Source organism: Janibacter cremeus (assembly GCF_029395675.1).
Taxonomy (GTDB): Bacteria; Actinomycetota; Actinomycetes; order Actinomycetales; family Dermatophilaceae; genus Janibacter; species Janibacter cremeus_A.
Genome location: NZ_CP115184.1, coordinates 1397551 through 1415837, shown reverse-complemented (window position 1 = coordinate 1415837; position 18287 = coordinate 1397551). Strand labels below are relative to the sequence as shown.

At 71.6% G+C, this 18287-nt stretch carries 19 protein-coding genes and 2 pseudogenes; 12 read left to right on the top strand and 9 right to left on the bottom strand.

All coding sequences use genetic code 11. From position 1 onward, the window contains the following. Positions 1–59: 59 nt before the first annotated feature. The 4 genes from O9K63_RS06565 to O9K63_RS06550 all read right to left on the bottom strand — a co-directional run bounded on the left by O9K63_RS06565 (position 60) and on the right by O9K63_RS06550 (position 1774). Positions 60–572 (bottom strand): DUF2306 domain-containing protein, encoded by a 513-nt coding sequence (locus tag O9K63_RS06565; protein ID WP_277241659.1) that lies wholly within the window; start codon positions 570–572, stop codon positions 60–62. Next, the gene (locus tag O9K63_RS06560) at positions 569–985 is read right to left on the bottom strand and encodes a MarR family winged helix-turn-helix transcriptional regulator (protein WP_277241657.1); all 417 of its coding nucleotides are present in this window, start codon (positions 983–985) and stop codon (positions 569–571) included. The genes O9K63_RS06565 and O9K63_RS06560 overlap by 4 nt, the downstream gene beginning before the upstream one ends. Positions 986–1038: 53 nt before the next feature. Continuing rightward, on the bottom strand, positions 1039–1410 hold the full coding sequence (locus O9K63_RS06555) for a carboxymuconolactone decarboxylase family protein (protein WP_277241655.1): 372 nt from the start codon (positions 1408–1410) through the stop codon (positions 1039–1041). 163 nt (positions 1411–1573) lie between these two features. Beyond that, a complete protein-coding gene (locus tag O9K63_RS06550; protein WP_277241653.1) occupies positions 1574–1774 on the bottom strand; it encodes a hypothetical protein in 201 nt (66 codons plus the stop codon). Positions 1775–1836: 62 nt separating this feature from the next. Between O9K63_RS06550 and O9K63_RS06545 the strand changes: the two genes are divergently transcribed. Continuing rightward, positions 1837–3537 carry an alpha/beta hydrolase gene (locus O9K63_RS06545; RefSeq protein ID WP_277241651.1) on the top strand — a complete coding sequence of 567 codons (1701 nt, stop codon included), beginning with the start codon at positions 1837–1839 and terminating at the stop codon, positions 3535–3537. Here O9K63_RS06545 and O9K63_RS06540 read toward each other — a convergent pair. Both O9K63_RS06540 and O9K63_RS06535 read right to left on the bottom strand, forming a co-directional pair. Next, a complete protein-coding gene (locus O9K63_RS06540; RefSeq protein WP_277241649.1) occupies positions 3519–4223 on the bottom strand; it encodes a lysoplasmalogenase family protein in 705 nt (234 codons plus the stop codon). The two genes, O9K63_RS06545 and O9K63_RS06540, sit on opposite strands and share 19 nt — an antisense overlap. Continuing rightward, positions 4220–5269, bottom strand: coding sequence for an agmatine deiminase family protein (locus tag O9K63_RS06535; protein WP_277241647.1), 1050 nt, complete (start codon positions 5267–5269; stop codon positions 4220–4222). The genes O9K63_RS06540 and O9K63_RS06535 overlap by 4 nt, the downstream gene beginning before the upstream one ends. Positions 5270–5346: 77 nt before the next feature. On the opposite strand from O9K63_RS06535, the gene O9K63_RS06530 reads away from it, so the two are divergent. From O9K63_RS06530 to O9K63_RS06515, 4 genes are read left to right on the top strand one after another with little or no spacing between them, the layout of a single operon-like run. Then, a complete protein-coding gene (locus O9K63_RS06530) occupies positions 5347–5601 on the top strand; it encodes a DUF3046 domain-containing protein (protein WP_277241645.1) in 255 nt (84 codons plus the stop codon). Continuing rightward, positions 5598–6587, top strand: a complete 990-nt coding sequence (locus O9K63_RS06525) for an ABC transporter ATP-binding protein (protein ID WP_431190368.1) — start codon at positions 5598–5600, stop codon at positions 6585–6587. Before O9K63_RS06530 ends, O9K63_RS06525 begins: the two co-directional genes overlap by 4 nt. Beyond that, positions 6587–7426 (top strand): ABC transporter permease, encoded by an 840-nt coding sequence (locus O9K63_RS06520; RefSeq protein ID WP_277241643.1) that lies wholly within the window; start codon positions 6587–6589, stop codon positions 7424–7426. Before O9K63_RS06525 ends, O9K63_RS06520 begins: the two co-directional genes overlap by 1 nt. Next, positions 7423–8220, top strand: a complete 798-nt coding sequence (locus O9K63_RS06515) for an ABC transporter permease (protein ID WP_277241641.1) — start codon at positions 7423–7425, stop codon at positions 8218–8220. Before O9K63_RS06520 ends, O9K63_RS06515 begins: the two co-directional genes overlap by 4 nt. Before the next feature lie 10 nt (positions 8221–8230). Here the strand turns inward: O9K63_RS06515 and O9K63_RS06510 are convergent, their stop codons facing one another. Then, positions 8231–9460 carry an acetyl-CoA hydrolase/transferase family protein gene (locus tag O9K63_RS06510; protein ID WP_277241639.1) on the bottom strand — a complete coding sequence of 410 codons (1230 nt, stop codon included), beginning with the start codon at positions 9458–9460 and terminating at the stop codon, positions 8231–8233. 30 nt (positions 9461–9490) lie between these two features. Between O9K63_RS06510 and thpR the strand changes: the two genes are divergently transcribed. The 7 genes and pseudogenes from thpR (at position 9491) to O9K63_RS06475 (ending at position 16659) form a co-directional block, all read left to right on the top strand. Continuing rightward, positions 9491–10051 carry an RNA 2',3'-cyclic phosphodiesterase gene (gene thpR, locus O9K63_RS06505; protein WP_277241637.1) on the top strand — a complete coding sequence of 187 codons (561 nt, stop codon included), beginning with the start codon at positions 9491–9493 and terminating at the stop codon, positions 10049–10051. A 259-nt stretch (positions 10052–10310) separates the two neighbouring features. Continuing rightward, a complete protein-coding gene (gene recA, locus O9K63_RS06500) occupies positions 10311–11384 on the top strand; it encodes a recombinase RecA (protein ID WP_277241635.1) in 1074 nt (357 codons plus the stop codon). A 7-nt stretch (positions 11385–11391) separates the two neighbouring features. Beyond that, positions 11392–12084 carry a regulatory protein RecX gene (locus tag O9K63_RS06495; RefSeq protein ID WP_277241633.1) on the top strand — a complete coding sequence of 231 codons (693 nt, stop codon included), beginning with the start codon at positions 11392–11394 and terminating at the stop codon, positions 12082–12084. Continuing rightward, positions 12084–13166, top strand: a pseudogene (locus O9K63_RS06490) (winged helix DNA-binding domain-containing protein); the annotation flags it as partial. The gene O9K63_RS06495 and the pseudogene O9K63_RS06490, both read left to right, overlap by 1 nt. 186 nt (positions 13167–13352) lie before the next feature. Then, positions 13353–14792, top strand: a pseudogene (locus O9K63_RS06485) (circularly permuted type 2 ATP-grasp protein); the annotation flags it as partial. 98 nt (positions 14793–14890) lie between these two features. Beyond that, on the top strand, positions 14891–15811 hold the full coding sequence (locus O9K63_RS06480; RefSeq protein ID WP_277241631.1) for an alpha-E domain-containing protein: 921 nt from the start codon (positions 14891–14893) through the stop codon (positions 15809–15811). Further along, positions 15808–16659 (top strand): transglutaminase family protein, encoded by an 852-nt coding sequence (locus O9K63_RS06475; protein WP_277241629.1) that lies wholly within the window; start codon positions 15808–15810, stop codon positions 16657–16659. Before O9K63_RS06480 ends, O9K63_RS06475 begins: the two co-directional genes overlap by 4 nt. Positions 16660–16723: 64 nt before the next feature. Here O9K63_RS06475 and O9K63_RS06470 read toward each other — a convergent pair whose 3' ends face one another. After that, positions 16724–17566 (bottom strand): amino acid ABC transporter permease, encoded by an 843-nt coding sequence (locus tag O9K63_RS06470; RefSeq protein ID WP_277241628.1) that lies wholly within the window; start codon positions 17564–17566, stop codon positions 16724–16726. Further along, positions 17563–18216 (bottom strand): amino acid ABC transporter permease, encoded by a 654-nt coding sequence (locus O9K63_RS06465; RefSeq protein ID WP_431190367.1) that lies wholly within the window; start codon positions 18214–18216, stop codon positions 17563–17565. The genes O9K63_RS06470 and O9K63_RS06465 overlap by 4 nt, the downstream gene beginning before the upstream one ends. Positions 18217–18287: the final 71 nt, after the last annotated feature.

The window sequence follows — 18287 nt, the reverse complement described above, 5'->3', positions numbered from 1 at the left end:
CCAGCGTGCCATCTGCCCCCGACAGCGCCGACCCCCGCTCAGTGTCCGTTGGGCACCGTTCAGTGTCCGCGGGCACCGCTGCGCGCTGCGCGGGGCTCGCCGACATCGAGCGGGGCTCGGCGGGTCAGCAGGTCGCCGATGCGGATGAGCAGCACCGTGGTCGCGACGAGCAGGACGGAGGCGATGACTGCGTCGACGGGTCGGGTGACGACGAAGGTCGGGATCGTGCGGTCCGGGACGGCGACCGCCCCGACGAAGGCGCCGCACAGGCCCAGCCAGCTGCCGCGCATGCTGCCCTTGTGTGCCGGGATGTTGCCCCGTCGGGCCGCGAGGACACCGAGGGCGACGGAGACGAGGGTGACCACGGAGAGGATGTGCAGCAGCGAGAACTCGCCGTGGTTGAGGTCGCGCAGCCAGAAGGAGCTGATGGCGACCCACACCATGAGTGCGACCCAGAGGTGACCGAGGAGGACGTGGCGGGGATCCCCCTTCGTCGGGCGGAAGAGCTGGTACCCGCCCAACGGCAGGGCGATGAGCGCGGCGAGCAGGTGGCTGACGAGCAGTGGTGTCATGGCGGGTCCTCGATGATCGCGGTCATGCGCCGGATGTCCGTGGCCAGGGCCGCGGGGTCGTGCCCGACGCTTCGGACGACCTCGTCGAAGGCGGACCCGAGCGCGGCGCTCGCGCGCCGGAGCAGCTCACGTCCGGGATCGGTGAGGGTGAGGACGCGACGGTTGCCGGCCCCGGGGGTGCGCTCGGCCGCGAGCCAGCCGGCGTCGACGAGCGTCGAGACGGTGCGGCTGGCGGTGGGCTCGCTCTGGCCGAGTGCGGTCGCCAGGTCGCGTTGGGTGAGCCCGTCGTGGTCGGCCACGAGGACCATGGCCAGGTACCGCGCGTAGCTGATGCCGAAGGGGGCCAGCCGCGTCTCCGCGGACCGGTCCAGCGCGCGGACGAGGACGTGGAGGTCGTGGGCGAGGGAGCTCATGGACATATACTTACGTACGTAAATTACATGCGCAAGTATCTGTCGACGAGCGGTCAGCGGTGCTTGTCGGGCTCCAGCCGCAGGGTCGTCAGCGTCGTCGCGAGCACGTCGTAGTGGCCGACGAGCAGGAGCAGCTCGATCGCCTCCCGCTCGGTCGTCATCCGCCGCAACGCCGCCCACTGCACGTCGTCGAGGTCCTTGGTCCGCACGAGGACCCGCGCGCTCTCGCGCAGCACCTGCTCGCGCGGGCTCAGCGACGCGACGGTCTCGTCGGCGAGGATCCCCTCGATCTCCGCGGGGGTCAGCCCGGCGCGCCGGCCGAGCAGGCGGTGGTGCTCCCGCTCGTACTCGCACCGCCGCTCCGTCGCGACGGTGAGGATGACCAGCTCCGACTCCCGACGCGCCAGGGAGCCGCCGAAGGGCATCAGCCGGCCCGCGAAGTGCAGCCACCCGGTGAACAGGCCCTTCGTGCGGCCGAGGGTGGTGAAGACGGCGGGTGGCTCCGTCCCGGTGACCCTGCCCGCCGCCCGGGCGAAGCCCCACCGCAGCGGGCCGAGGTCCTTCAGGCCCCGGGAGCGATCCGCGCCGTCATGCCGACTCGCCCGACTCGCCCGACTCGCCCGACCCGAGCGTCGCGGGCGTCGAGCCCGGCTGCTCGGTGGTGTAGCCGACCTGCTCCGTGCGGGCGATCTCGAGGGACTCCGCCAGGTCGGGCAGCGGCTTGAGCTCGATGACCCGCTGCGCGAGGTGGCGAAGGGGGACCACCGGGCGGGCCCAGCCGGGCGCCACTCGTCGTGTTGTGGGGCCATCTCGGGAATACCCCGACGGGTGTCGCGGGAAACCCTTGACCTGTGGACGAGACGGCGGGCCGCGGCCCGTGGTGGGGCGGCCTGGTGGCGTGGTCGCGCGCGCGGGGGTACTCGCTGCCCGGCAGCTGGACGGCGCTGGTACTGGCGGCCCTCTCCTTCACGCCGTCGTTGATCCCCCGCCCCGCGATCTTCCAAGCGATCCTTGCGGCCATCAGTGCGGCGATCGGGTACGGGCTCGGCGTCCTCGGTGCCCGCGTCTGGCGTGAGTTCGCGGACCGCCCACCGCGCAGGCCGCGGCCCGGAGCATGGCGCGCCTTCGGCGTCGTGGCCGTCGTGGGACTGCTCGGAAGCATCCTGCTCGGCCTCTGGTGGCAGCGCCAGGTCGCCGCGCTGGTCGGGCTCGATCCGCAGTCGACCTTCGCCGCGCTGCTCATCCCGCCGGTCGCTGCCGTGGTCTACGTCCTGCTCATCGGCGCCGGTCGGCTCCTCGCGTCAGGCACCCGACGGCTCTCCCGCCGCCTTGCCGCCCACATGGGGGCCCGCGCGGCCCGGGCGACGGGCGTCGTGCTCGTGGTGGCGATGGTGTTGCTCACGGTCAACGGCGTGGTCAGCCGGGTGGTCATCGGCGCGGCCGACTCCGCCTTCTCGGTACGGGACACCACGACCGCTGCCGGGGTGACCAGACCGACCAGCACCGGTCGCTCCGGGGGGCCGGGGTCGGTGGTCGAGTGGGAGGAGCTCGGACTCGAGGGGCGCACCTTCGTCGCTCGTGGCCCGAACGCAGAAGGCATCGCAGCCGTCAACGGCGAGCCGGCGGTGAACCCGATCCGCGCCTACAGCGGGCTCGCCGGCGCCGAGGACGAGATGACCCGCGCGGCACTGGCCGTACGGGACCTCGAGCGGGCCGGTGGATTCGAGCGGGCCAACCTCCTCGTCGCCACCACGACGGGCACCGGCTGGGTCGAGCCCAGTGCGGCGAGCTCGTTCGAGTACCTCAGCGACGGGGACTCGGCCATCGTGTCCATGCAGTACTCCTACCTGCCCTCGCCCGTCTCCTTCCTGGTCGACCAGGAGCGGGCGCGCGACGCAGGGCGCGCCCTGTTCGATGCGGTCTACGAGACGTGGTCGGCGCTCCCCGCGGACGAGCGCCCGCGTCTCTTCGTCTTCGGCGAGAGCCTCGGGTCGTTCGGTGGGGAGACCGCGTTCAGCGGGGAGTACGACCTGGCCAACCGCACGAGCGGAGCGCTCTTCGTGGGGCCGCCGAACTTCAACCCGCTCTACCGCCGCTTCGTCGACCGACGCGACGCCCGCTCCCCGGAGGTGGAGCCCGTGTACGGCCGCGGGAGCATCGTGCGCTTCACGACCTCACCCGCGGATGCGGCCCGGCCGGTCGTGAGCCCATGGGGCCGATCCCGGGTGCTGTACCTTCAGCACGCCTCGGACCCGATCACGTGGTGGAGTCCCGACCTGATCCTCCAGCGCCCCGACTGGCTCGAGGAGCCGCGCGGTCGGGACGTCCTCGGGGCGACCCGGTGGATCCCCTTCGTCACGTTCTGGCAGCTCACTGCCGACATGGCCCTGAGCATGGAGCCCGGGCCCGGGCACGGGCACAACTTCTCGGGGGAGCACGTGGACGCGTGGGCGGTCCTCATGCGGCCGACGGACTGGAACCCCGCGCGGGCAGAGCGCCTCAAGGGGGTCGTGCGGGAGGGCCTGCGTGAGCCCTACGTCGCGACACCCTGACGGGTCTCGTCCCGGAGACCGTGCACGAGCAGGCCCAGCGCCGTCGTGTACGTCGACAGGACGACACCGTCTGCGACGGCCCGCCGCGCGGGTGTCGTCGCGTACTGCTGCCCGATGATGATCGCCGCGTCGGAGAGCAGGAAGAGGGCCCCGCCCAGGGCGACCCCGCGACGAGCCCGCGGGGAGCCCCCTTCGCCCATGGCCAGCGCCGACATGGCCCCGAGGAGCACGCCGTACCCACCCAGGACCGGGTCGGGCGGGCCGCCGTCGGAGTCGAGCGCCGCGAGGACCGCCATGACGCCGGCCGCGGCCGCGGTCGGGACCGGCCGCGGGCGGGCGCCGTCACGCAGCAGGGTGCGGATCAGGCCGAGCTGCTGCACGGCGAAGGCGCTCGCGCCCAGTCGCATGTGCTGCCGGGACGCCGCCCCCTCGGTCCGGCCGGAGCGGTACATGAACCAGTCGCCGACGAGCGACCCGGTGAGTGCGACGAGCAGTGTGGTGGTGCGTCCGCGGGAGCGGGCCGACCGGCTCGCCGCGACACCGGTCGCGAGCGTCGGGGCGAGGGCCAGCTTGCTCGCCAAGTGGATGCGGTCGCGTCCGGCCATCGCCGCCGCGGTCGTCGTCACGGCAGCGGGCACATAGGCGAGGAGGTCGGCTCGGGTGCGCAGGAGGGCAGGGAGGCTCACGCGGACAACGGCTCCTGCTGGGTGATGCAGTGGATGCCCCCACCACGGTCGAAGAGGGGGCGGGCGTCGACGCCCACGACCTCGCGTCCGGGGTAGACCTCGCGCAGGACCTGCAGCGCGCGCTCGTCGTTCGGGTCGTCGAAGACGCACGCCACGACGCCGCCGTTGCACACGAGGTGGTTCACGTAGGACCAGTCGACGGGGCCCTCGTCGTCGGTCAGCGTCCGGGGCGCGGGGACGCGGGTGACCTCGAGCGAACGACCGGCCGAGTCGGTCGCGGCGAGCAGCACCTGCTCGACCTCGCGGCAGACCGCGTGGTCGGGGTGCGACTCGTCCTCCTGCCAGTGCAGCAGGACGCGCCCCGGCGCGGTGAAGGTCGCGACGATGTCGACGTGCCCGCGGGTACCGAACTCGTCGTAGTCGCGCGTCAGCCCGCGCGGGAGCCAGATGAAGGTATCGACCCCCAGGAGCGGGCCGACCTCCGCCTCGATGTCCGCCCGCGTCGCACCGGGGTTGCGGCCGGGGTCGAGCTGGACGGTCTCGGTGAGCAGGACCGTCCCCTCGCCGTCGACGTGCAGCCCGCCGCCCTCGTTGACGATGGACGAAGGGAGGTGGTGGGCTCCCGCGGCGTCGGCCACGTGCCCGGCGATCCGGGCGTCGTGCTCCCAGCTGGCCCAGGACTGCGCGCCCCACCCGTTGAAGATCCAGTCGACGCCGCCGAGCCCGCCCTCGGGGTCGAGGACGAAGGTCGGGCCGATGTCGCGCATCCACGCGTCGTCGAGGTCGGCGAGGACGATGTCGATCGGGTGGGCGGTGTCGTTGCGGAGGTACTCGCGGCACAGGTGGATGTCCCGCGGCTGGACGACGAGCGTCACCGGCTCGAAGGTGGCGATCGCGCGGGCGACGGCCGCCCAGGTGCGTCGTGCCACCTCCGCCTCCTCCTCGGTGTCCCCGAGGGTGTAGCCGTGGCTCGGCCAGGCCATCCACGTCTGCTCGTGCGTGTACCACTCGGCGGGCATGTGCCACCGGGTCGTCGGGCGCCCCATCCGGCGTCCTCCTTCGTCGTCGTGGCTGCAGTATGCCGCCTGCCTCCGACACCGTCGCAAGCAACTAGCCTGTGCGGGTGCGTTTGAGTCGCTTCTGGACCCTCATGACGGACGAGTTCGGTCAGGCCTATGCCGACACGCTCGCCCGGGGCCACGTCGTGCAGGCGCTCGGGGACCGCACCGCGGCCGCCGCGCTCGACGCGGGGGTCCCGCCGCGCACGGTCTGGGAGCACCTGTGCGAGGACCTCGGGATCCCTGAGGACCGGCGCCTGGGCGTCGACCGGGAGCCGGTGCCGGTGCCGCCCGAGATCGCCCTCGAGCGGCCCGAGTGAGTGGTTCCCGGGCTCCTGCGTCGCACCCCGACCCGCGGGAGGACGGCCGTCGGGCCGAGGTGCTCCTGCGGGCCCGGGGCCTGACCAAGACCTTCGGCGACTTCACCGCCGTCGACGGCATCGACGTCGAGGTCGTCCGGGGGGAGTCCTTCGGCTTCCTCGGGCCCAACGGCGCCGGCAAGTCCTCGACGATGAAGATGGTCGCCGCGACCTCTCCGCCGAGCAGCGGTGACCTGCGGATCTTCGGCCTCGACCCGCTCGTCGACGGGCCGGCCATCCGGGCCCGCCTGGGCAACTGCCCCCAGCAGGACAACCTCGACGAGGAGATCACCGTCGAGGAGAACCTCCACGTGTACGGGCGCTACTTCGGCCTGTCCCGCAAGGTCATCCGCGAGCGCACCGACGAGCTGCTCGACTTCGCCCAGCTGACCGAGCGCCGCAAGGACACCGTCGAGCCGCTCTCGGGCGGCATGAAGCGCCGCCTGACCATCGCCCGCAGCCTGGTCAACAACCCCGAGATCCTCCTGCTGGACGAGCCCACGACGGGTCTCGACCCGCAGGCGCGGCACGTGCTGTGGGACCGCCTCTTCCGCCTCAAGCGCCGCGGCGTGACGCTGATCATCACCACGCACTACATGGACGAGGCCGAGCAGCTGTGCGACCGGCTCGTCGTCATGGACCACGGCCGGATCGTCGCCGAGGGGTCGCCCCGCTCGCTCATCCGGGCCCACGCCACCCGGGAGGTCCTCGAGCTGCGCCTGCCCCTGGCCGAGCCGGCGGACCACACCGACGCGGTGCACCTCGTCGAGGGCATCGGCGAGCGGGTCGAGGCGCTGCCCGACCGCCTCCTGCTCTACACCGACCACGGCGACGGCGCGCTCGAGGCGGTCCACGCCCGGGGCATCGACCCGATCAGCTCCATCGTGCGCCGCTCGACGCTCGAGGACGTCTTCCTCCACCTCACCGGACGCACGCTGGTCGACTGATGGCCCTCCCTTCGTCCGCGGCACCACCGACCGACGCACGGCACCTGCACGGGGTGCGCAGCCCCCTTCGCCCGACCGAGCGGATCGGGGCCGTCGCGGCGTACTTCCTCGTGGTCTACCGACGCACGTGGCAGGGCTCGCTGTTCAGCCGCTTCGTCTCCCCGCTGCTCTTCCTGCTCGCGATGGGGCTCGGACTGGGCTCCCTGGTCGACGCGTCGTCCGGCGGGGTCGACGGCGTCCCGTACCTGGCCTTCGTCGCCCCGGGCATGGTGGCCGTCCAGGCGATGATGACCGCCGTCAGCGAGTCCACCTACCCGGTGTACGGCCTCTTCACGTGGAACCGGATGTACCACTCGATGCTCGCCACGCCCCTGCGCGTCAGCGACCTGCTGCTCGGTCACCTCACGGTCGTCGCCGCCCAGGGGACCGTCGCCGCAGCCGCCTTCGTCCTGGTGGCCGCGCTCTTCGGCAGCTTCTCCTCGGCCTGGGTGGTGCTCGCCGTCCCGATCGGGCTGCTCGTGACGCTCGCCTTCGCCGTCCCCCTCTTCGGGTTCACCGCCCGGGCGAAGGGGGACTCCTCCTTCAACGTCGTCTACCGGTTGGTCATCACCCCGCTGATGCTCTTCTCCGGGGTCTTCTTCCCCGTCGACCGGCTGCCGTTCGTCCTCGAGGTCCTCGCCTGGCTCACTCCGCTGTGGCACGGCGTGGAGCTGATTCGGGGCGCCGCCACGGGCGGTCTCGCCGTCCTCGACCTCGTGCACCTGGTGGTGCTGCTGCTCTTCATCGGCGTCGGCTGGGTGTACGCCCACGCGGGGATGACGCGGAGGTTGGTGTCGTGACCTCCCTGTCTCCCGGCGTGCTGACCCCGGGCCTGGCGATGTGGCGCTCGGTCGTCGAGCGCAACGTCGTCAGCTTCCGGCGGCAGTGGGCGGCCTTCGTCACCGGCTTCGCCGAGCCGGTCTTCTACCTCTTCTCGCTCGGCATCGGGGTCGGCTCGCTCGTCCCCTTCGTCGTGACCGACGGCGGGTCGACGGTCACCTACGCGGCCTTCGTCGCCCCGGCCATGCTCGCCGCGTCCGCGATGAACGGCGCGGTCATGGACTCGACGTTCAACGTCTTCTTCAAGCTGAAGTACGCCAAGATCTACGACGCCATGCTGGCGACGCCGCTCGGTCCCCGCGACATCGCCGTGGGCGAGGTGGTCTGGTCGCTCATCCGGGGCGGGGTCTACGCGCTCGTCTTCTACCTCGTGGCCCTGGCCGTCGGTGTGGTCGACTCGTGGTGGTCGGTGCTCGCGGTCCCGGCGGCGGTCTTCATCGGGCTCGCCTTCTCCGCCGTCGGCATGTTCGCGACGACCTTCATGCGCTCGTGGGTGGACTTCGACTGGGTCGTGCTCGTCATCCAGCCGCTCTTCCTGCTCTCGGCGACCTTCTTCCCGCTGGGGACCTACCCGGGCTGGGCGCAGCCGCTCGTCATGGCCACGCCGCTGTACCACGGGGTCGCGCTCGAGCGCGGGCTCATGCTCGGCGAGGTCGGCTGGGGGCTGCTGTGGCACGTCGCCTACCTGCTCGTCCTCGGTGTGGTCGGGATCCGGGCGACCTCCCGACGGATCGAGACCCTGCTGCGGGCCTGAGCGAAGGGGGTCAGGCCAGGCCCAGGGCCACGGCCTCCTCCCACAGCTCGTCCCGGACGCGGGGGTGGGCCGCCTCCTCGATGAGCGCGCGCGCCTGCTCCCGCTCGGTCGACCCGAAGAGCGGGGCGGTGCCCTGCTCGGTCACGATGGCACTGGCCTGGAACGAGGTCACCGGCTCGTCGACGAGCGGCACGATCGTGGAGAGGTCGGCGCGGGGGTGCCAGGAGCGCAGGGCCAGGATCGCCTGGCCCCCGGGGGAGTGCAGGGCGCCGACGATGAAGTCCGTCTGGCCCCCGAATCCGCTGTGGATGCGGGCACCGATGCGCGAGGCGTTGGCCTGCCCGAAGAGGTCGACCTCCAGCGCCGTGTTGATCGAGGTCATCAGGCGCTGCTCGGCGATGAGCCCCGGATCGTTCGTGTGCTCGGTCCGGGCCATCCTGACGCGAGGGTTGTCGTCGACCCAGGCGTAGAGCTCCGGCGACCCGAAGAGGAAGGACGTGGTCAAGGGATGCTCGGGGTCCAGGGCGCCGGCCGCGTCGAGGGCGAGCACCCCGTCGGAGAACATCTCGGTCCACAGGCGCAGCCCGCGGTGCTCCGTCAAGGCGGCCAGGGCGGCGTCCGGGACGGCCCCGATCCCCATCTGCAGGGTGGCGCCGTCGGGGACCCTCGCGGCGACACTGCGCCCGATGGTCTGCGCGTCCTCGCCAAGGGGTGGCGGGGCACCCGGGGAGGGGAGCGGCTCGTCGCACTCGACGGCCAGGTCGACGTCCTCGAGCGGCACCAGGGCGTCCCCGTGCGTGTACGGCATGCGGTTGTTGACGACGGCCACGACGAGACCGCCACGGGCGCGGCAGGCCTCGAGCGCCGCGGGCAGGATGTTGACCTCCAGACCGAGGGAGAGGTACCCCTCGCGCGGCGGTGCACAGTGCAGGACGACCGCGTCGACCGGCAGGCGCTCGCGGAAGAGGACCGGGACCAGGGACAGGCGGCTGGGCACGTAGCTCAGGCCCGGCCGTCGACGCTGGCCGGGCCCGACGAAGCTCGTCTCGAGGACGACTCCCTCGCGGTCGGGCAGGCCGGGGGGCCCGTTGAGCACGTTGAGGACGTAGGACTGCACGTGCTCGTCGAGCACGCGCACGGCCTCCCACGGCACGCTGTGGTTGCCGGAGACGACGACCCGGGGCGTCGCGGGCAGGGCGCGGAAGGCGGTGGCGAGGGCGGGAGTGTCGACGGTCTGCACGGACCCATCCTCGCGTGGGACGGTGGGACCGTGCCACAGCGGATGTTCGTCGCGGTCGTGCCGCCGCAGGCCGTGCTCGAGGAGCTGGCCGACTTCCTGGCGCCCCGGGAGGGGATGCCGTGGATCGATCCCTCGCAGTGGCACCTGACGCTGGCCTTCATGCCCTCGGTGCCCGATGCCCGGGAGGACGAGCTCGTCGAGCACCTCGACTCGGCGGCGGCGCGGGTCGCCCCCTTCGACGTGCAGCTCGGGGGAGCCGGGTGCTTCCCCGACCCGACCCGGGCGAAGGTGCTGTGGCTCGGGGTCGACGCCGCGGCGGAGGAGCCGCTCGCGAGGCTGGCGACCGGGGCGAGGGCCGCTGCGAACGTCTCCGGGGCGACGCCGGACGGCAAGGCCTTCGTGCCGCACCTGTCCCTGGCCCGGCTCAAGAGGCCGATCGAGGCGACGAAGTGGTTGCGGGTGCTGGACACCTTCCGCTCCTCGCCGTGGCGGGTGCGCGAGATCGAGCTCGTCGCCTCCCACCTGGGGGAGGGGCCACGGCGTCGGCCACGTCACGAGACGGTCGCCCGGCCGGCCCTGTCGGGGGAGTGATCGGGCGCTCGGGGCAATCGGGGCACTCGGGGCACGCAGTGCGGCGTGTCGGCGCGTCGGATGCTGACCTCGAACACGTGTTCGGGTAGCGTCGTCCACAGGTGCCCATCCGACAGCACTGGTGTCCACAGCCCCACGGCAGCTGCGGACCGTTGTCGGTGGTGGCTCCTAGCGTCTGACCAGACAAGCACGAGACGTCCGACAGTGCGGATCCGGTCGCCGGTGGGCGCGCCCGACACGATGACAAGGAAGGTGTGGCATGGCTGAGGTCACGACCATCGACAGCAAGCTCCACGAGCAGAAGCTCAAGTCCCTCGACAGCGTCATGGGGCAGATCGAGAAGGCACACGGCAAGGGCGCGGTCATGCGCCTCGGCGATGACGTGCGCCCTCCGATCGCGACCATCCCGACGGGGTCGATCTCCCTCGACGTCGCCCTCGGCATCGGCGGCCTGCCCCGCGGTCGTGTCGTCGAGATCTACGGTCCCGAGTCCTCCGGCAAGACGACCGTGGCCCTGCACGCCGTGGCCAACGCGCAGAAGGCCGGCGGCATCGCGGCCTTCATCGACGCCGAGCACGCGCTCGACCCCGAGTACGCGAAGAAGCTCGGTGTCGACACCGACGCCCTCCTGGTCAGCCAGCCGGACACCGGTGAGCAGGCCCTGGAGATCGCCGACATGCTGATCCGCTCCGGTGCGCTCGACATCATCGTCGTCGACTCCGTCGCCGCGCTCGTGCCCCGTGCCGAGATCGAGGGCGAGATGGGTGACAGCCACGTCGGTCTGCAGGCCCGCCTGATGAGCCAGGCGCTGCGCAAGATCACCGGTGCGCTCAGCACGTCCGGGACGACGGCCATCTTCATCAACCAGCTCCGCGAGAAGATCGGCGTGATGTTCGGCTCACCCGAGACGACCACGGGTGGCAAGGCGCTGAAGTTCTACGCCTCGGTGCGCCTGGACGTCCGGCGCATCGAGACCCTCAAGGACGGGACCGACCCGGTCGGCAACCGCACCCGGTGCAAGGTCGTGAAGAACAAGGTCTCGCCGCCGTTCAAGCAGGCCGAGTTCGACATCCTCTACGGCCAGGGCATCTCCCGTGAGGGCGGCCTGATCGACATGGGCGTCGAGCACGGCTTCGTCCGCAAGGCCGGCGCCTGGTACACCTACGAGGGCGACCAGCTGGGTCAGGGCAAGGAGAACGCGCGCAAGTTCCTCAAGGACAACCCGCAGCTCTCCGACGAGATCGAGCTGAAGATCAAGAACAAGCTCGGTATCGGTGTCGCCCCCGTCGAGGACGAGGCCAAGGAGCCGGCCGAGGTCCCCGTCGACTTCTGAGCTGGTCATGAGCGATCACGACACCACGGAGACCGCCCCGCGCACGCTCGAGGGCCTGCGCGCGGCGGTCTCCGCCATCGAGGACGGATCCGCTGACGCACCCGGCGAGCCCACGCCGGCTGAGGTGCGCAGGCCGCCCGCGGCCGGAGCCTCGAAGCCCCCCGCAGGCGAGTCGCCGAGGATCCCCCCACCCGACCCGAAGGCCACGGACGAGGACGCGGACCCGTACGCGGTCGCCCGCGCCGTCGTGCTGCGACTGCTCACCGGGGCGCCGAAGTCGCGCTCCGAGCTGGAGAAGGCGCTGCGCCGCAAGGGATGCCCCGACGACGTCGCGGCCGAGGTCCTCGACCGCTACGAGGAGGTCGGCCTGGTCGACGACGAGGCCTACGCCCAGACGTTCGTGCGGTCCAAGCAGGCCGGTCGGGGGTTGGCACGACGGGCCCTGTCGCACGAGCTGCGGAAGAAGGGCGTCGACGAGGAGCTCGCCCGGGCGGTCCTCGACGAGATCGATCCCGAGGACGAGCGTGCCCGCGCCCACGAGCTGGTGGAGAAGAAGCTGCGCTCGATGCACGGCCTGGACCGGGCCGTCCAGACGCGGCGCCTGGCCGGCATGCTCGCCCGCAAGGGGTACGGCCCGGAGGTGGCCCGTCTCGTCATCAACGAGGCGCTCGACGCCCAGCCCGAGCACCAGCGCGACTGATGGTCGATCGTGTGCCCGTGGAGGACGTCATCGCACGTCGGATGCGGGCGCACGGGCTGGGCGAGCGGGTGCCGGTGGACCGGCTCGCCGAGGTCGTCGGTGCGTGCGGCGTGCAGGACAGCCCGCCCGGGGCGGCGCTGCTCGCCCTCCACGCCCGGGTGGAGGGGCTCACACCGGAGCACCTCGACCGGGCGATCACCGAGGACAAGGTCCTGGTGCGGACCTGGGCGATGCGTGGGGCGCCCTTCCTCGTCCCGAGCGCCGACGCGGCCGTCTTCACGACCGGCGTGCTCCCGCCTACCGAGCGGGGCAGGGAGCACCTCGTCGTCGGGGTGCGGCAGGCGCTGCGCTCCCTCGGGATGGGGCTGGACGAGGCCGTCACGGCGACACGTGCCGAGATCGTCACGGTGCTGTCCGGGCGGCACCTGCCCATCGGAGCGCTCGGGGCCGAGATCTCGGCCCGGATCGCGGCCACCCTCGCGCCACGACAACGTGAGCGGTGGCGGGCCGAGGGGCCGTATGCCGAGGGACAACCGCTCGGGGAGGCCGTCGTCCACTTCTGCGTCCGCATCCTCACCCTGGAGCAGGTGGTGTGCTTCGCGCCGCGGGAGGGCACCTCGTACCCCTTCGTCCTCGTTGGCGAGTGGCTCGGCGGTGCCGTCCCGCAGGTGCCACCGGGTCAGGCGTGGGCGGAGCTCGTCCGCCGATACCTGCGGTGCCACGGCCCGTCCACCCGTGCAGAGCTGGCCGCGTGGTTGGGAGTGCGGTCCGGTGACGCCGCGGACTGGTGGGCCCTCGTCCGCGACGAGCTGACCGAGGTCGACACCGGCCGTCGGGCATGGCTGCTCACCGAGGACGCCGTGGCCCTCGGGTCGGCTCCCCGGCCCCAGGGGGTGCGACTGCTGCCGCCCCGCGATCCCTACACCCAGTCGCGTGACCGCCCCAGCATCCTGGCCCCGGAGCACCACCGGAGTGTGTGGAAGGGCGCCGGCGAGCCCGGCTCCGTGCTCGTCGACGGGAGCATCGCCGGCACATGGCGGTCCCGCACGGCCGGCCACGGGCTGACGGTCACGGTCACCCCCTTCGTCCCGCTGACGCGGCGACAGACGGAGCAGGTGCGGACCGAGGCCGAGGCGCTGGCACCCTGCGCGGGGCCACCTCCGTGCAGGTCGTCACCGCGCCGACCTGAGAGGGGCCGAGGAGAACGCCCTTCGTCCCCGCACCCCACCGCTGCCCCCGCGGTTAGTGTGGGCTGCGTGACTGATGCACTGGACTCTCTCTTCGGGACGTACTCGCCCAGTGCGGCGTGGGACGAGATGCTCGACGAGTCGGGTGAGCCGCGACCGCCCTACAAGCCGATCCACCACACCCTGCGCCTGATGGAGCCCGAGGCGCTGAAGGAACGCGCCGATGCGCTGGCCCGGATGTTCTTCGAGCAGGGCGTCACCTTCGACCACGCGGGCGAGGAGCGTCCCTTCCCCCTGGACGCCGTGCCGCGCGTCATCGACGCCGACGCCTGGCAGACCGTGGAGCAGGGCGTCGCGCAGCGGGTGAAGGTGCTCGAGGCCTTCCTCGACGACATCTACTCGCGCCCCCACGGGCTGCCCAGGGCCGTCGAGGACGGCATCATCCCGTGGAAGCTCATCGCGACCTCGGCGCACTACCACCGCGCCGTCGCCGGACTGCGACCGCCGAACGGCGTGCGCGCCCACGTCAGCGGCATCGACCTCATCCGGGACGAGGAGGGCACCTTCCGGGTGCTCGAGGACAACGTCCGGGTCCCGTCCGGGGTCTCCTACGTCATCGCCAACCGCCGGGCGATGACCAACGTCTTCCCCGAGGCCTTCGCGACGATGCGCATCCGCCCGGTGCACGACTACCCGCGGATGCTCCTCCAGGCGTTGCGGGCCTCGGCACCCGAAGGGAGGGCCGAGCCGACGGTCGTCGTCCTCACCCCCGGCGTCTACAACAGCGCCTACTTCGAGCACACGCTCCTCGCGCGGATGATGGGCGTCGAGCTCGTCGAGGGGCGCGACCTCGTCGTGCGCGGGGGAGAGGTGCGCATGCGCACGACCCACGGCGAGGAGCGGGTCGATGTGATCTACCGCCGCATCGACGACGACTTCCTCGACCCGGTGCACTTCCGCCGCGACTCGATGCTCGGCGTCCCGGGGCTGGTCTCGGCCATCCGGGCCGGGCGCGTGACCCTGGCCAATGCCATCGGCAACGGCGTGGCCGACGACAAGCTCGTCTACTCCTACGTCCCGGAGCTGACGCGGTACTACCTCGAGGAGGAGCCGATCCTCCCGAACGTCGACACCTACCGGCTCAACGAGCCCGGGGCGCTCAAGGACGTCATCGGGCGCCTGGACGAGATGGTGGTCAAGCCGGTCGACGGCTCCGGCGGCAAGGGCCTGGTCGTCGGTCCCGTCGCCTCGCCCGGCGAGCTGGACGAGCTACGGACCAAGCTGCTCGACGACCCGCGCGGATGGATCGCCCAGCCGGTCGTCCAGCTCTCGACGGTCCCGACGCTCATCGACGGGACGCTGCAGCCGCGGCACGTGGACCTGCGGCCCTTCGCGGTCAACGACGGCGACGACGTCTCGGTGCTGCCCGGGGGCCTGACCCGGGTCGCCCTGCCCGAGGGGCAGCTCGTCGTCAACTCCAGCCAGGGTGGCGGATCCAAGGACACCTGGGTGCTCGCGGGTCGGTACAACCGCCTCTCGCAGGAGTCCGACGAGGGCGAGGTCATCTTCCTCGGCTCCGGTGCACCCAACGAGACCCGCTCGACCGAGGAGGACCGCTGATGCTCAGCCGGATCGCCGATGCCCTCTTCTGGATCGGCCGCTACGTCGAGCGGGCCGACGGCACCGCTCGCATCGTCGACACGCTGCGCCTGCAGCTCCTCGACGATCCCGCGACCGACGAGCAGACGGCCTGCACGATGGTGCTGCGCGGGATCATGGGGTACGACGACGTCGGCGAGGTCGACTACACCGGCACCAGCCGGATGCTCGTCTTCGACGCGACCAACCCCAACGCGATCTCCGGGTCGTGGCACTCGGCCAGGGAGAACGCCCGCCGGGCCCGCGAGACGGTGTCCACGGAGATGTGGGAGACGGTCAACACGACCTACCACCGGTGGAACGTCTTCACGCCGGGCCGGGCGACCCAGCACCACCTCGGGTGGGTGCGCGAGCGGGCGGCGCTCGTCGGAGGCCTCGCGGACACGACGATGAGCCACGACGACGCCTGGGACTTCCTCGTCCTCGGTCGGGCGCTCGAGCGGGCGGACATGACCGCACGGCTGGTCGCCACGGGTGCGAGCGACTTCGGTCCGGGCTGGGGATCGGTGCTGGCCAGCTGCGGTGCGCAGCAGGCGATGTTGCGCACGATGCGTGGGGTCGTCACCGACCGCACGGCTGCGGCCTTCCTCACCCTCGACCGACGCTTCCCACGCTCGGTCATCGCGGCGCTGAAGGAGGCCGAGGACCGGTTGATCGTCCTCTCCCCGGACAAGGACCGGGTCGGCTTCTCCGACGAGGCCCGCCGCATCCTCGGGCACATCCGCACCTCCCTCGAGTTCAGCAACCCGGAGGTCGTCCTGCGCGACCTGCCGGAGCGGATGCAGGAGGTCCAGGAGGCCGTCATGGCGGCATCGGACGCGGTCGGCGCGCGGTACTTCATGTCCGCGCCGGTCCAGGAGTGGACGGGAGAGATCGTATGAGCAGCAGGCGCTACCGCATCGTCCACCACACGACGATGCGCTACGAGGGCGAGGTCTCCACCTCGCACAACGAGCTGCGCATGACCCCGGTCGACGAGCCGGGCCAGGTGGCCCTCGAGGCGCGCATCCGCGTGCGCCCCCTCACGTGGAGCAATGTCTACGAGGACCACTGGGGCACCCAGGTCATGGCCATGGAGGCCCAGTCCCCGCACGACGTCCTCGAGATCGAGGCCATCAGCCTCGTCGAGCGCTCGGACGTCGCGGAGGAGGCGTCGGACGCCGGCGGCTGGGAGGTGGTGCGCTCCGCGGACACCCAGGACCGGCTCAGCGAGTTCCTGGCACAGACCCCGCGCACCGCGCCTCCCGCAGAGGTGGCCGAGCTCGCCGCGCAGGTCGCCGACGAGGCCACGCCGCGAGCGGCGGCCCTGGCCTTGGCCGATCGGGTGTACCAGGCCCTCACCTACGAGCCGGGCATCACCGGCTGGCAGTCGACGGCGGCCGAGGTGTGGGAGCAGCGGCGTGGTGTCTGCCAGGACTTCGCGCACATCACCCTCGGTGGACTGCGCTCGATCGGTATCCCGTCCCGCTACGTCAGCGGCTACGTCACCGACGAGGCCGGGGAGATCCCGCGGGGGACGAGCGTCGTCGCCCGCAACCATGCGTGGGTCGAGTTCTGGGACGGCGCCTGGCGCCCGATCGACCCGACCAACCCGGGCTCGGTGGGGCTCAACCACGTGATCCTCGGCCGGGGCCGGGACTACGACGACGTCTCGCCCTTCCGCGGCATGTTCGTCGGGCCGCCGCTGGAGGAGCTCGACCTCGAGATCACCTACACGCGCCTGGGCTGACCACCATGGCCGCCGCACGAGCCCGGGCAGTGGCGGCGGTGGACGGGGAGCAGGAGCGACCCGATCAGGCCGGTTGTGCTTCCTCCGCCTCGTTCACGTGGACGGCTTGCGTGCCCTGTTGACGCATCCGGCTCTCGAGGTAGACCGCCAGCCTCGAGAGGCTGTAGTTGATGACGATGAAGACCGCGGCGAGCACGATGCCCACCGCAAACGGGTTGTCGTACACCCTGGCGAGGTAGATCCGCTCCCCGACGTCGACGATCCCGGATGCACCGATGGCGAAGCCGAGGGTCGTGTCCTTCAGCGCGACGACGCACTGGCTGATGATGGCCGGCAGCATCGAGCGCAGGGCCTGGGGCGCGAGGATCTGGACCAAGACCTGGGACTTCGTCATCCCGATGGCATATGCGGCCTCGCTCTGCCCCTTGGGGACGGCCTGGATCCCGGCACGGAAGATCTCCGCGAGGACCGACCCGTTGTAGAGCATGAGGGCGAGGACGAGCGACCAGAAGGTGCCCAGGGTGCTGCCGAACCCGTAGAACAGAACGTAGATCATCAGAAGGAGTGGCACAGCCCGGAAGAACTCGATGACGGCCCAGCACGGGAGGCGGATCCACGCCGGGTCGGCGAGACGCCCCGCGGCGAAGACCGCCCCGAAGGCGACGGCGAGCACGATCGCGACGGCAGCGCCGGCGAGGGTAGCGACGACCAGTTCCTCGAGGAGGGCCACGAGGATCCGGGGCTCGGTGAAGGCCACCCACTGGTCGGGAGTGATCATCTCCTTGGTCCACAGCTGCCACAGTGCCGCGGCCAGCAGAGCGCCCAGGACCACGGCTGTGATGACCGTGTAGATCCGCTGTCGGGCGAGGGCGCGCGGGCCGGGAGTGTCGAAGAGGACGGTACTCATGCCGCCACCCCCACTCGGCGCTCGAACATGTTGGCGATCGCCGAGATCACCGCCACGATGAGGATGTAGCCCAGTGCGATACCGATGAAGTTGACCCACAGAGACCCCGGGAAGTCCCGGATGAGGTTGCTCAGCTGGTAGGTCGCCTCGGTGATGCCGAAGACGGCCGCCACCGAGGTGTTCTTCGTCAGGGCGATGTAGACGCTGGCCAGTGGCGGGATGACCGCGCGGAAGGCCTGGGGGAGGACGACGAAGCGCAGCGACTGCCCGAAGTCCATCCCGATCGATCGGGCGGCCTCGGCCTGCCCGGCTTCGACCGTGTTCACTCCCGAGCGCACGCACTCGCACACGAAGGCCGCGGTGTAGAGGGACAGCGCCATCACCGCGCGCCAGAAGAAGCTGGGCAGGAAGCCGATGCCGGGCAGGCCCACGACCACGATGAGGAAGAGCACCACGAGCGGCGTGTTCCGGAAGATGTTGACGTAGGCGGTGCCGAACGCTCGCAACGGCGCGAGGGGCGAGACCCGCATGGCGCCGAGCGCCGTGCCGATGATCGTCGAGAAGAGCAGCGACCATCCGAGCAGCTGGAGGGTCACCACGAACCCATCAGCAAGTCTGGAGATCAACTCGGAGAAGTATTCAGGACCCACGGACGTCCTCTCGCGGCCTCGGGATGGGCTGGGTCAGGGCTCCTCGTCGGGCCGGGGCCGGGGAATGACGC